Here is a 12848-nt window from a genome sequence, read left to right as displayed (position 1 = left end):
GGAGTTAAATTTGCTTTTCTCTATGTCGTAACATATATTTATTATAGCCTTATGGATTTGAATGACGATAAGAAAAAGGAGTTCTTATGAGAGTTATTAGTAAGATTTCGCTTGCAAGCTTAGTGGGGATCTTGGCAGTCTCAACGAGTGTATATTCTGCTGATACACCTGACATTTCAGGATCGTACCAATGTTCCTATCATGATCCATTTTCTACCCCTAATGATGGAACAGAAACTATAGTTTTCAAAAAAAATGGAGAGGTGTACAAAATTTCAGGAATTCCCACAGGTAATGTATTTCCATATTATATCGGTAAGGGCGTAATCAATAAAAATGTAAACAATGCTATTGGTTATATATTTTGGCAGCCTAAATCTCCAACGGTTACTACAGTTCAAATTTTTAATATTAAACCTGATGGTACTTTAGATGGTTATTTTTCAGAAAGTAACAAAGATAAAGGGGGCACCGAGACGTGCACTAAAGCCAAATAACGAAGATGCTCATATAGATAAGATATGAAAAAAGGAATTTATTATGAAAACTGTAATGAAGAGTGTTTATTTAGTTACCGCATTATCGCTATCCACTATAACAGCCTATGCAGATACTACAAACACTCCGGCTAATACCAATACATCAACCAATGGTGGTAGTTCTACAACGAATACAAGTAATACTGCGACTCCTAATGCTGAAGGAGATTACCAATGCCAACGAGCAGACTCAGCCAATAACACAAGCGCTTCTACTCTCTCAGTAACAAAAGGAAATGATACGTATACTTTTGAATGGGATGATAGTAATGGGGATCCTATTCTTTATGGTACTGGGGTTATGGTAGGAAGTTTACCGAATGCTATTTCAGTCTCATTTTGGGATCCTAAAAAGCCTGACGCACTTGGAATCGAAGTGTTTGAGTTGAAGTCAGATGGTTCATTACAAGGTAATTGGACATTACAATCAGACAACAAGCTCGGCTCTGAATCGTGTACTAAAACCAAATAAATAATATTTTTTAGCCCAGAGATGTTCAGTAAGAGTTCTTAATTAGGACTCTTACTTTGTTTTTTATGTAGAAAGTTCATAAGGTACTTCATCAATAAATACTCTAGTAGTTTATTCTGCATTCTTCGGAAGGTAAGTAGGGTGGCTCTTGTTGTTTTGAATATGAAAAAAAACGATTTGAATTTTGGAATGATGAGGTTACTTTATTGCTAAGCGTTAAATCGTTATTTTTTTGTGAGTTATTTGGTTTAAAATAAGACCTCATGGTTTCCAGCCATTGCCGTAAAAAAGATGAGGAAAAAGCGTAGATAATTCCAGCACTTAGTGAGCACATTCCCAATAAAGAACGATGTTCAGAAGACAGAGAAGGAAGTTTAATAGGGGATAAAAAAATGCACGTGCTAATGGTAAGCATCATATATTTATAGGCATTTAATCCGAGTTGAGTTCCTTGTAGACATTTTGGAGTTCTGTGAGTTATTTGTGATAATGCTTTCCTTTCCTTTTCTTGCTCTTTAAGTTTAGAGTTAAGATAAATAGAGAGAGTAGTGTATTCATCTAAAAATAGCTCTTTGTGACGCGAATAAAGAATTAAGTATTCACTTAACTGTGTGATAGAATGGGTCAGAAGAACAATTTCTTTTTCCAATAAAGTTAATTCAACTTTTTTTTGAGTAATTAAAAATTCCTGTTGTAAGTTCATTTCTTCATGAACACGCATTGCTAAGGTTGCAAAAAAATAAATACCACAAAAACTGGTAATTAATAGGAGCATGGAAGGTGAACATGTCACTAAAACGAGTGATCCTATGTAGGGATTTATTCCATCAATTAGGCCAGATAAAACCGAGGCTAATAAAGGGCATGTTTTAAGCGTATTAGATTGCTTTGCTATTTTTCTACGTATGCGATCAATCTGCTTCGGAGATAATGTATTTAATTTTTCAAGATCTACAAGCAATTGTGCATTTACTTCTAACATCTTATGATATTGATCCGATTTGTAACGTATCCAAATACGATTTAATACAGAGAGACCACCTACAAAAATCCCAATTGGAATAATTAAGTGCCTTATGTCTTGAAACTCAAGAATAAAGATTAAGTTTAAAGTACTGTTTATCCCGCGTAACGCGTTGCGTAAGCTTTTCATAGAGTCACGGATGTAAGGCCAAAGTATAATGACTATTCTAAAAGGTTTTTTATCTTCTTGAATTGTATAGTGTGTTACTAAAGAGGCGCTAATTGTGCTTAAAATAATTAAGGTGGTTATTGATGCGCCCATTGGTGACTTTATCCATTCTTGCATTGCTTTTGTAGCTAAATCACTATTGGCTAGAACTATGTCAAACCCGTATTTGATCATGCTCATAGAAAGTTTGCCATTATCTATGCCCAGATACAGAGCATAAAGGTAAGTCCATTGATGCGAGTTTTTGATGGTCTTTTTAGGAACAGAAAACGATGGCATTATAACCAATATGGCTGACTAAGCGTTTTTGAACTATACCTATGCACCAATTATAGATCAATAAAAAATCATTTTGAGTCTTTAATTATTTTGTTGTCTATTATTTGATCTATTTATAGTTGGTTTTTCATTTTATAGTAAATAATAGCGAGTGGTTCTCTAAGAAAATTTCGGGAAAAATATCTGTTTTTTTGCCAACAAATGCTTTGTATTGCGGGAGAACTAGAAATCTGAAGCCCTATTTTTTGTGCTACAAGAATTGCTCTAGGTAAATGAAAAGGTTCAGTAACTAAAAGAATGGAGTTAAATTGTTTCGCGGTTACTATTTTTTTAGAAAATAAAAGATTTTCATAGGTAGAAATCGATGTGGATTCAAGCAGAATGTCTTCCTCTGAAACACCTAAATATAGGGCAATTTCTTTCATTACTTGAGCTTCATTAGCTCCATTTTTTGTATCATCTCCCCCGGAAAAAAGAAGTTTAGGTGCATAGTTTTTTTTGTATAAATCAACTGCATGTTGCACTCGAGCTACAAGACAAGGATTGTATTGATCGTCATGGTAAGCTTTTGTTCCGAGAACTAAAATGACATCTGCATACTTTTTTTCGTCTTTTTCCGCGTTTTTTATAATATATAAGGCTAGAGAAAAATAAATACCCGCAGATAAAATAAGAAAAAAAATACATGCTTGCATAAAAGGTTTCATCAAAATATCTCTAATAATTTATTATAATAGGGGCAATTAGCGCATACATCCAGTCTGAGAAGTAGGCAACTGAGAATGAATAACTAACATATCCTAATTAAAATACAAGAAATTTTAATATATTATGGCTCGCAATTAGGGGTTATTGACATCTGAAAAAACATTGTGTTCGTTAGCGACATAAAAGATTCCTATGCCTTTTATGTCGCACTCATTAATTAGTAATGATGATGATATTGTGAATATGGTGTTCTGTTTGGCACGACAATATAATTTCCAGGGGGTGTCCATCGGTGAACGTTTCTCCAGGAGTTTTGGTGATGGTGGCGGTGATGAGAGAAAAATTTAAATCGTGGATGATGGCGATGAAAATGATGATCAGCAAACGCTGAAGTGGAAAAAAACGCAGCAGCGCTTATGATTCCCAGCAGCAATATTCTTTTTATAATCATTTCTTATACCTCTTTGATTGTTATTCGATGCCCAGTCTAAATAAGGAATGTAACAGAATTATAACAAGGTGCTTTTAAATTGTAACAAAGATGTTACAAAGTCAGTTGGAAGTCTTAACTCGTTGAAAATAAGCTACTAAAAAGTACAGTATAAAAATAAGGGTAAAAATGAAGAGTTTTTGGCAGGGTACATTTTATTTGTTACGCGGTATTCGTCATCTTTTTACCAAAGGATTAAAACGTTTTATTATATTGCCTTTAGTATTAAATTGTTTAATGTTTGCTGGGCTATTTTATTTAATTTCTCATTATTTACTTCCTTACTCATATCATTATCTGAATCAATTGCCTTCTTGGTTAAGTTTTCTAAGTACTTTGTTTTTTATAATTTTTATCCTTGGTTTTTTCTTAATGTTTCTATCTCTGTTTACAGTAGTTTTTAATGTGATAGCAGCTCCTTTAAATGGTTTATTGGCCGAGAAAACACAAAACATCCTTTATGAAAGTTTTATTCCGATCACATCATTTTATCAAATGGTGCTGCGTAGTTTGCAACGCCAAATGGAATTTCTTCGTTATTTTCTCCCTCGATTTTTGGGGATTGGTATTTTATTTTTTGTCCCTTTATTACAACCGATTTATCCTTTGATATGGTTTATTTTTAATGCGTGGATGCTGAGCATTCAATACCAAGATTTTGCGATGGACAATAATTTAGTGGGTTTTAAAGAAATGCGGCGGGAGGTTACTCGTAATAAAATGCGTTCATTAGGATTAGGGTGTTCTATTAATCTGGCCAGTCTTATACCCGTTATTAACATTCTGGTCATGCCTGCTGCAGTAATTGCAAGTACTATTCTTTACTGTGAAACACGAACTTTATCTCTTAAAATGAATCATATTGAGACTGACTCCAGTTCTCAAAGCAGTTCGATATAAAAAATTATCATTTTTTATATCGAACTCACGTTATTTAGTATGCTTGGACAACAATTTTTCCCATTGCCTTCCCTGACTCAAGTAAAGCATGAGCTTTATCAACATTTTCAAAATAAAAAAGATGTGGATCGATAAGTGGTTTCAAATAACCATCATCCACAAGGCTGGCAACTTGTTTTAATATCATCCCATGACGTTCACGTTGTAGATTATGAAGTAAAGGTAATAACATAAACACAACATGGAGGCTGGCAGATTTTGCATGCAAAGGTGTAAGATCATACGTGGCTGCAGCCTGAATACTAATAACATTGCCATATAGAGAAACTGCGGCCAATGATTGGTTAAGGTTGTCCCCGCCAACAGTATCTAATACCACATCAAATCCTGCACCATGCGTTAATCGAGCGACATAGTCTTGCACTGATTCATCTCGGTAATTAATGGCTTCTTTTGCTCCAAGTGATTTTGCAATTTCTGCTTTATCTTGAGAAGATACAGTGGTGTATACTTCTGCGCCAGCCCATTTTGCTAATTGAATTGCAATATGACCCACTCCACCAATTCCAGCATGGATTAATACTTTTTGTCCTGGTTTAATTTTTACTTTTTCAAACAATGCTTCCCACGCTGTAATAGTTACTAAGGGTAATGCAGCGGCTTCTACCATGCTTAGGGACTTAGGCTTTTTAGCAATTAATCGTGCATCTGCAAGCATATACTCGGCTAATGCACCACTTTCCTCTTTAAATCCTCCAGCACATCCATAAACTTCATCGCCTACTGAAAATTCAGTGACGTTAGCTCCTACTTCTTCAACAATCCCAGCTACATCACCATGTAGAATCGCAGGAAAGTGAGGAGCGATTTGACTATGTTTACCAGAACGTACCTTGCAGTCAACAGGATTAACACTAGTTGCTTCAACACGAATTAAAACATATCCGGGTTTAATTGTAGGTTTGGGAAGTTCAATCGTTTCGAAAACGGAACAATCACCAAAAGAGGATATCGCTTGTGCTTTCATAGTGTTCTCCTAACTCAATATAGACATTGCAGTATTTTAAAAAATTCATTGAATAAATTCCAGTAGATTCAAGGTTACCACTTGTATGTTTATGGAGTAAAATATTTTTATGTGTCTCACGTTAAGGAAGAACGATGTGGTGTAGGAAATTAGCGGAGAAAATAGGTGTAACGTTTCCAATTATCCAAGCACCTATGGCGGGTGGTGCGACTACACCAGAGTTAGTTGCTGGAGTAAGCAATGCAGGTGGCTTAGGCTCGTTGGGCGCAGGATATATGTCACCAACGGAAATTAGGTCGGCGATAAGAAAAATTCGTGAATTAACGAATAAACCTTTCGCCGTGAATCTGTTTATTCCGGAACACAATCAAGCTACATCAAATCAAATGCAAAGAGCATGTCGTGATATTCAACAATCGTGCATCGAGCTCGATTTGGAAATTAAACCAGTTACAGCGCCTTATGCACCATCTTTTGCAGAACAAATAAAAGTGCTTATCGAAGAAAAGATTCCAGTTTTTAGTTATGCCTTCGGTTTATTGGATTTAGGATGGATTTCACAATTTAAAATGAATCATACCTTTTTAATGGGTACTGCTACGAATCTTGAAGAAGCGTATGAGCTTGAAAAAAATGGTGTTGATGCTCTGGTTGCCCAAGGAAGCGAAGCTGGTGGACATAGAGGTACTTTTTTAGGTAAGGCTGAAGATTCATTAATTGGTTTATTCAGTTTATTGCCTCAATTAGTTGATAAACTAAAAATTCCTATTATTGCGGCAGGTGGCATTATGGATGGAAGGGGAATTATTGCTGCTACAGATTTAGGTGCGGATGGAGTGCAAATGGGTACGGCATTTCTTACGTGTTCTGAATCAGGAATAGCTGATGGATATAAAAATACATTATTAATGCAGTATCAAGACAATACCGTATTAACACGCGCTTTTTCTGGGAAATTAGCACGAGGAATACGTAATAAATTTATTGAACGTATGAATGAAAAGAAAACGAATATTCTTAACTATCCTATTCAAAATGTTCTAACGACAACGATGCGAAAAAAAGCAAAGGAAGAACAAAACATTGATTTTATGTCCATGTGGTCCGGACAATCAGCACAATTATGCAGAAAGCTAAGTGCGAGTGAATTAATAAATGCGTTGATCTTTGAGGTAGAAGCTCTGAAATTAAATCATTAACGGGAGACTCATAATCAGATGATAGATGTTTATATATCCCGGCATCTTATCATTGTACCGGGGTATTGAATTTAGTGGTATGGCTTAGGTTTTATAGAGACATTCTATTCTCATCTTCTTCTTCCTCGCTTGTTTCATTAAAAGAATCAAACTGTGGAGTAGGTTCATTAGTGCTGTCTCTAAATCTACGATCAAAAAAGCCCATTCTTTGAGTAGTTACCGATACGGATGGTTGTTCGGCCTGATATGTGGATGTAACAGAATGAGAGTGCGACGAGCTAGGCTTCTTTTGCAAGTATTCTATTTGTTGCAGCAGACTTTGAATAATTTGCAGGTCGCTTTCGTTGGGTAATTGGATTGCATTGAGTGTTCTAATTGCCTGTTGATAGGTGGTAATTGCATCCGAAATTTGTTGATTTTGAATATGGGATTTGGCTAAATTTAAAAATTGCATTGCCATTCCGCGATAAGCACTATCGCTGGGAGTTTTATTTAATGAAATCGGACTAAAAATCGGTTGTTCTGCAGACAAAGACAATTGCGATAACATCTTTTCAAGACTGCGATCAAATTGTTGTATTTCACTAAGAGATATGCTTTCAAATTGATCGAAAAGTGCTTGTTCTTGTTGTCTTTCAACTTGTCTTTCACCCAACAAATGTTCATGATTTATAAAATTGGCAGATTTTAAGTATGATTTTGTGGATAATTTTTTTTCATAATAAGCATGAAACTCTCTGAAATGAGTCACAGGATCACCAATTCGGTGTTCTTCAAGTGTTTTATACTGAATTAATCCAAATGCTTTTATTGCATTAGTCATTGCCTGATCTCCGGCAACTTGATGCATCATTTCATAACAAGCATCAGCCAAATCAATATATAATTCAGTTAAGTTTCGATAAGAATCATCATCTAATGAAGTTTGTACGAGTTGGTTTATCGCTGCTTCATAACATGCACCTGCATTTGCATAATCTTTTGAATTAAAATAAAGAGTGGCCAGATCATAGTAAGCACTAACGATTGCTTTAATATCTGCAACACTTTTATTGGAAATTTGTAAAAATAAATTAATTCCTTCTTGATACTCACCAATTGCTTGTTGTTTGATAAAATTACGTTTTTGATAATCATCAATTACTTCTTGTTTGAGAAGAGTACGTTCAATTTTTTTAGCATTGGCGATTTTCTGGCTAGCATTTCTTCTCTTTTCTTCATCCATCATAAACTCCTTGAACCATCAACTATTATTTGTGAGAACAAAGTAACATATATGCCTAAAAAAAAACAATGCTCTCTTACTTTGTTTGATGATTCTCTTCAAAAGAAAAGCGTTTTTATTTTTCTACACTAATTAATGTGGATAATTCACGTAAGGCGATGAAGAATATAGTATAGTCAATGCTAGGACTATCTAATAGCATTTCCAGCAATTGTTCCCAACGTTGTTGAATGAAGCTGTTTTTGGTAAACCAGTAGGAAATTAGTTCTTCTGCATCAAGCTTCTTTTGATCATGAATTAAAATGACAATGGTTAATCGACGTTGAAGGTTATCTAATTCATCACGCAAGGATAGACGAGCAAGATTATTCCAATGACCCTCACGAGAATCGTTCCCTATTTGATCACGAAACCAAACTAAACTAAATTTACTACCTACTTTAAAATAAACCTCTGCGGTTCTTCTTAAATCGAATTTATTTTGTGTAGCAACTTCTATGATATTGAGTAAGGTATACATTGCACGAGTGGTCGCAATTTTTCGCGCAGCGTCCTCAGGTAAACCTATACCTAAAAATTGTGCCACCATTTTATCAAGATAATCTCGAGTAACCCCAGCCATTAAATCAGGGATTAATAGCTCAAGTTTGCTAATTGATTGACTGTAATGAGCTATATTGTGAGCTATCTCACCTTCAAGACGTTTATGGTGTAAAAACCAGCGGGTTGCCAAATTCATTAATTGCCTGACGTGGTGAAGCAATTCATATTGAGTTTGTACGGGTAACTTATAATTAAGTGAATCAACCAAGTGGTGCAAATTATCTACTTGATAGGCTTTGGCGGCAACAGTATAGGCACGAGCAATATCCGCTATTGATTGCCCTGTTTCGATGTGTAAACGGTACATAAATGTGATGCCTACAGTATTCACAATTTGATTGCTTAATTGTGTTGCGATAATTTCACGACGTAATCGATGTTTCGTCATTGGCTCTGCATAATTTTTTTTAAGTAATGAAGGAAATCCAGTTTCAAGTATGGTGGTAAAATAGGGGTCATCAGGTAAATTAGATTTTAATAGTTCACTGGTAATATAAATTTTTGTATAGGCCATAATAATAGATAGTTCTGGGCGTGTTAACCCTTGCCCAGAGGCTTTACGTTCCAAAAGTCGTTTATCATCAGGAAGAAATTCAACACTCCTGTCTAAATGGACTGCTACTTCTAGTTCTTTAAGATATGTTTGATATAAACCACTATAAGATATGGTATTTATCGCAGAGAAGCTTAAGACTAGTGCTTGATTATAATTGTCCTGTAAAACGAGTTGAGCGACTTCTTCAGTCATTTTAGTAAGAAGTTGATTGCGTTTTTTTTCGGTAAGTTTCCCTTGATTCATTTCTTTATTGAGTAGAATTTTAATATTGACTTCATGATCAGAACAGCTGACACCTGCTGAATTATCAATTGAATCTGTATTAATTAAACCGCCATTAAGTGCAAATTCCACTCTTCCTAGTTGAGTAAAACCAAGGTTTCCTCCTTCACCTGCAATTTTGCAACGTAATTCATTTCCATTAACGCGGCAAAATTCATTGGTTTTATCTCCCACATCAGCATGTGATTCGTTTGATGCTTTAACATAGGTACCAATACCACCATTAAATAATAAATCAACAGGCGCCTTTAATATGGCTCGAATCAATTCATTGGGCGTAAGTGAGTCATTTGTAATCGCAAGAACTTTTTTTACTTCAGGAGTAATCGTGATCGATTTGACGGTTCGTTTGTAAATACCACCACCTTTTGAAACAAGCTTTGGATTGTAGTCTTCCCATGAGGAAGTAGGTAATTGAAACAAGCGCATACGCTCTTCAAAGGATTGCAGTGCGTTTGGTGTCGGGTCAAGAAAAATATGACGATGATCAAAGGCTGCGATTAAAAGACAATGATTAGTGTACGTTAGACCATTACCGAATACATCGCCACTCATATCCCCTACACCAACTACAGTAAAGTCTTGCTGCTGAATGTTGATATCCAATTCACGAAAATGCCGCTTGATTGATTCCCATGCACCGCGAGCGGTAATGCCTATTTTTTTATGATCATATCCTGCAGATCCTCCTGAGGCAAAAGCATCTCCAAGCCAGAAGTTGTATTCTTTGGCAATTCCATTAGCAATATCAGAAAATGTTGCAGTCCCTTTATCCGCAGCAACAACAAGATAAGGATCTGCATCATCATAACAGAGAGTATTTGGGGGAGAAACAACACGATCGTCGATAAGATTGTCGGTCAGATCAAGCAAACCTCGAATAAAAGATTGATAACAATAAATTACTTCGTGTTTTATTTGTTCGCGATCAAGTAAAAGCAATGGTTTTTTTAAGACAAAACCACCTTTTGCTCCTGAAGGTACAATTACTGCATTTTTTACTTTTTGAGCTTTCATTAGCCCTAGCACTTCAGTACGAAAATCTTCAGGACGATCCGACCAACGAATACCGCCACGAGCTACTTTGGCACTACGTAAATGAATGCCCTCAAAGCGTGCAGAATAGACAAAAATTTCATAGATAGGTTGTCCTGGGGGTAAGTCAGGGACTTTTGTTGAATCAAGCTTAAATGATAAGTATTCTTTGAGTTGTCCTTCAGCATTAAGCTGAAAATAATTCGTACGTAAAGTGGCTTTTATTAAAGACCAAAAATAGCGAATAATATGATCTTCGTCTAAGCTGTTGATTGCATCAATATCCGTTTGAATTTCTTGTTCCAGAGCAATCTTTTCTTTTTGAATGGTGGAATTTTGTTTCGAACTAAATTTTAAATAAAAAAGTTGAATGAGTTTTTTGGCGATTACGGCATAGGCATCCACTGTTTTTTCAATATATTGCTTGCTAAAACGAAATCCAGTTTGTTGCATGTATTTTGCATAAGCGCGAATGATAATAATTTCACGCCAAGATAATCCTGCCCCTAAAATCAGTTTATTGAAGCCATCATTTTCACAAACACCTGTGCTAATTTTTATCAAGGCTTCATTAAAAATGGTTTTTACTTTATCGAGGGTAAGTAAATTAGCTCGAGTATATGTGACATTAAAATCACTGATCCAAATCACTTCATTTTGATCAACCTCTATTCTATAAGGTCGTTCCGTATAAGTGCGCAGTCCCATGTTTTCAAGTATGGGTAAAATATCAGATAAGGGTATGGGGCTACCATAGCGATAGAGCATAATATGTAAAGGGAATTCGGTACGTGGTGATTCTACAAAATCAATCGTTAATGGATTTTGCAACGATAACGAATCAATTTGTAAAAGATCTCTTAATGTTTCATCAGCAGAATGTTGTTCACAGTAACTCAGCGGTAAAACAGGTAAGTATTTTTCAACAAACTTCTTTCCTTTTTTAGTGCCTAGTTTGTTTATCACCTGTTGAGATAACTGTTCTTTCCATGAGCTTTCCATTTTTAAATCCCAGGTAATTTGTTATTTATTAATTTATAATTATAGGTCATACAAATAAATTGCAAGCAAAAGTAATATATAGAATTTAATGTTTCTCATTTCGTTGCGTGACTTAATGTAATATTGTATTGCCTCCATGCTGGAACATTAATTTAAGGCTTAGCCTTCCAAAATCATATTTAACAACGAATGTTGAGCGACTCATGTGGCGTATTTGCAGTTAAAGGAAGTGGGGGAGGAGTAAAGAGTGAGTAACGCATTATTTGCTCTATGTATTGCTGATATCCTTGAGATTCCATAATATTTTTTTGAAAGCTTTGGAGATTTTTTAGTTTTAACTGACATCCTTGATCCAGTAAGGTACTGAATTGCAAGTCTTCAATACTTGGGTATAACCCTCCTAATTCTGCCCATAGTTTTTGTGTTGCCTCTGTTTTTATTGCAGGCCAGATAGTAAGTAAATTGTTCTTTTCAAGAAGAGAAAATAACTGAATTAATATTTCATATTCTTTGGTTGTTCGCGGATGAGCCAAGGACTCTAGGTAGTTCATTGCTACTTGCTCAATAATTTTGTCTCTACGAGCAGAAATAGCCAATGCTAATGCCTTCTCAAAAGAAACAAACTCTTCGACTTGAGGTTCATAAACAAGTACTTCTCCTTTTTCGAACTCGTAGAGCCATCCGTGTAGATTCAGCTCTCCGCGGGCCAGCTTTTCGGCTACAAGAGGATACGATTTTAAATGTTCAAGTTGTGTTAAAATGTTGAGCTTGGTTGCTTGACGAACGTTCAAAGCAAAGTCGCTGCTGTGAGGCGTGTTTGTATCCTGCATTTGTTTTAAAACCGAATGCGAATGTTGTAACCACGAACTTACTTCAGGGAGGCGATCTTTTAAGTCCGGTGTTAAGAGTCCTTTCATGGCACCGCAGTGCGAATGGCCACAAATAATAATGTCTTTAATGCTATCTAGCTCATTTAAAGCAAATACAATACCTGCTGCTTCACTGGAGGGCACATTGGAAGGGGGAATAATATTGCCTACATTGCGAATGACAAATAATTCTCCTGGTTTTGTTTGGGTTAAAAGATTTGGCATAAGGCGTGAATCAGAACAAGTAATGAATAAAATTTCGGGCTTTTGTCCCTCACTTAAATGCTCAAAAATCCCCTGCATTTGTTTAAATGATTCGTCTTGAAACTGACGTACTCCAAGCATTAATTTAATTAACATGAGTGCTCCCTTTTCATGCTGTGTATGTATCTTTGTATTTTGTGTAATCACAAATCATAGTTACAAATTAAGATATTATTTCATTGTCGTCAACTTATTTTGCAAAACTG

The 12848-nt window shown here is 35.5% G+C and carries 11 protein-coding genes; 5 read left to right on the top strand and 6 right to left on the bottom strand.

The features are described 5' to 3' along the window. Nucleotides 1-86: 86 nt before the first annotated feature. Complete coding sequence (locus tag Lsan_RS10465) at nucleotides 87-497, top strand: hypothetical protein (protein WP_058514342.1); 411 nt, start codon at nucleotides 87-89, stop codon at nucleotides 495-497. A gap of 43 nt (nucleotides 498-540) precedes the next feature. Further along, nucleotides 541-1011 carry a hypothetical protein gene (locus Lsan_RS10460; RefSeq protein ID WP_058514341.1) on the top strand — a complete coding sequence of 157 codons (471 nt, stop codon included), beginning with the start codon at nucleotides 541-543 and terminating at the stop codon, nucleotides 1009-1011. Nucleotides 1012-1114: 103 nt separating this feature from the next. Here Lsan_RS10460 and Lsan_RS10455 read toward each other — a convergent pair whose 3' ends face one another. After that, nucleotides 1115-2482, bottom strand: a complete 1368-nt coding sequence (locus tag Lsan_RS10455) for a hypothetical protein (RefSeq protein ID WP_237762100.1) — start codon at nucleotides 2480-2482, stop codon at nucleotides 1115-1117. A gap of 113 nt (nucleotides 2483-2595) precedes the next feature. Further along, complete coding sequence (locus Lsan_RS10450) at nucleotides 2596-3189, bottom strand: YdcF family protein (protein ID WP_058514340.1); 594 nt, start codon at nucleotides 3187-3189, stop codon at nucleotides 2596-2598. Between the two features lie 193 nt (nucleotides 3190-3382). Here Lsan_RS10450 and Lsan_RS22080 point away from each other — a divergent pair, with 193 nt between their 5' ends. Together Lsan_RS22080 and cysZ are read left to right on the top strand one after the other, a co-directional pair. Then, the gene (locus tag Lsan_RS22080) at nucleotides 3383-3538 is read left to right on the top strand and encodes a hypothetical protein (protein ID WP_157068300.1); all 156 of its coding nucleotides are present in this window, start codon (nucleotides 3383-3385) and stop codon (nucleotides 3536-3538) included. Between the two features lie 271 nt (nucleotides 3539-3809). After that, nucleotides 3810-4580 carry a sulfate transporter CysZ gene (cysZ, locus tag Lsan_RS10445; RefSeq protein WP_058514339.1) on the top strand — a complete coding sequence of 257 codons (771 nt, stop codon included), beginning with the start codon at nucleotides 3810-3812 and terminating at the stop codon, nucleotides 4578-4580. Nucleotides 4581-4614: 34 nt separating this feature from the next. On the opposite strand, the gene Lsan_RS10440 is transcribed toward cysZ, so the two are convergent. After that, a complete protein-coding gene (locus Lsan_RS10440) occupies nucleotides 4615-5607 on the bottom strand; it encodes a zinc-dependent alcohol dehydrogenase family protein (RefSeq protein WP_058514338.1) in 993 nt (330 codons plus the stop codon). 134 nt (nucleotides 5608-5741) lie between these two features. On the opposite strand from Lsan_RS10440, the gene Lsan_RS10435 reads away from it, so the two are divergent. After that, nucleotides 5742-6806 (top strand): NAD(P)H-dependent flavin oxidoreductase, encoded by a 1065-nt coding sequence (locus Lsan_RS10435; protein ID WP_058514337.1) that lies wholly within the window; start codon nucleotides 5742-5744, stop codon nucleotides 6804-6806. A 91-nt stretch (nucleotides 6807-6897) separates the two neighbouring features. Here the strand turns inward: Lsan_RS10435 and Lsan_RS10430 are convergent, their stop codons facing one another. The 3 genes from Lsan_RS10430 to Lsan_RS10420 form a co-directional block, all read right to left on the bottom strand. After that, nucleotides 6898-8031, bottom strand: coding sequence for a hypothetical protein (locus Lsan_RS10430; protein WP_058514336.1), 1134 nt, complete (start codon nucleotides 8029-8031; stop codon nucleotides 6898-6900). Nucleotides 8032-8146: 115 nt separating this feature from the next. Further along, nucleotides 8147-11509, bottom strand: coding sequence for an NAD-glutamate dehydrogenase (locus Lsan_RS10425; RefSeq protein WP_058514335.1), 3363 nt, complete (start codon nucleotides 11507-11509; stop codon nucleotides 8147-8149). Between the two features lie 179 nt (nucleotides 11510-11688). Next, nucleotides 11689-12738, bottom strand: a complete 1050-nt coding sequence (locus Lsan_RS10420; RefSeq protein WP_058514334.1) for a carbonic anhydrase — start codon at nucleotides 12736-12738, stop codon at nucleotides 11689-11691. Between the last annotated feature and the right edge of the window lie 110 nt (nucleotides 12739-12848).

The organism is Legionella santicrucis, assembly GCF_001468135.1.
Taxonomy (GTDB): Bacteria; Pseudomonadota; Gammaproteobacteria; order Legionellales; family Legionellaceae; genus Legionella; species Legionella santicrucis.
The sequence above is the reverse complement of the archived record's forward strand: the minus strand, read 5'-3'. Positions and strand labels throughout refer to the sequence as shown.

What these genes read in the sequence shown, in the direction of transcription:
- Lsan_RS10465 (WP_058514342.1), top strand. Translation starts at nt 87, where the DNA reads ATGAGAGTTATTAGTAAGATTTCGCTTGCAAGCTTAGTGGGGATCTTG.
- Lsan_RS10460 (WP_058514341.1), top strand. Translation starts at nt 541, where the DNA reads ATGAAAACTGTAATGAAGAGTGTTTATTTAGTTACCGCATTATCGCTA.
- Lsan_RS10455 (WP_237762100.1), bottom strand. Translation starts at nt 2,482, where the DNA reads ATGCCATCGTTTTCTGTTCCTAAAAAGACCATCAAAAACTCGCATCAA.
- Lsan_RS10450 (WP_058514340.1), bottom strand. Translation starts at nt 3,189, where the DNA reads ATGAAACCTTTTATGCAAGCATGTATTTTTTTTCTTATTTTATCTGCG.
- Lsan_RS22080 (WP_157068300.1), top strand. Translation starts at nt 3,383, where the DNA reads ATGCCTTTTATGTCGCACTCATTAATTAGTAATGATGATGATATTGTG.
- cysZ (WP_058514339.1), top strand. Translation starts at nt 3,810, where the DNA reads ATGAAGAGTTTTTGGCAGGGTACATTTTATTTGTTACGCGGTATTCGT.
- Lsan_RS10440 (WP_058514338.1), bottom strand. Translation starts at nt 5,607, where the DNA reads ATGAAAGCACAAGCGATATCCTCTTTTGGTGATTGTTCCGTTTTCGAA.
- Lsan_RS10435 (WP_058514337.1), top strand. Translation starts at nt 5,742, where the DNA reads ATGTGGTGTAGGAAATTAGCGGAGAAAATAGGTGTAACGTTTCCAATT.
- Lsan_RS10430 (WP_058514336.1), bottom strand. Translation starts at nt 8,031, where the DNA reads ATGGATGAAGAAAAGAGAAGAAATGCTAGCCAGAAAATCGCCAATGCT.
- Lsan_RS10425 (WP_058514335.1), bottom strand. Translation starts at nt 11,509, where the DNA reads ATGGAAAGCTCATGGAAAGAACAGTTATCTCAACAGGTGATAAACAAA.
- Lsan_RS10420 (WP_058514334.1), bottom strand. Translation starts at nt 12,738, where the DNA reads ATGTTAATTAAATTAATGCTTGGAGTACGTCAGTTTCAAGACGAATCA.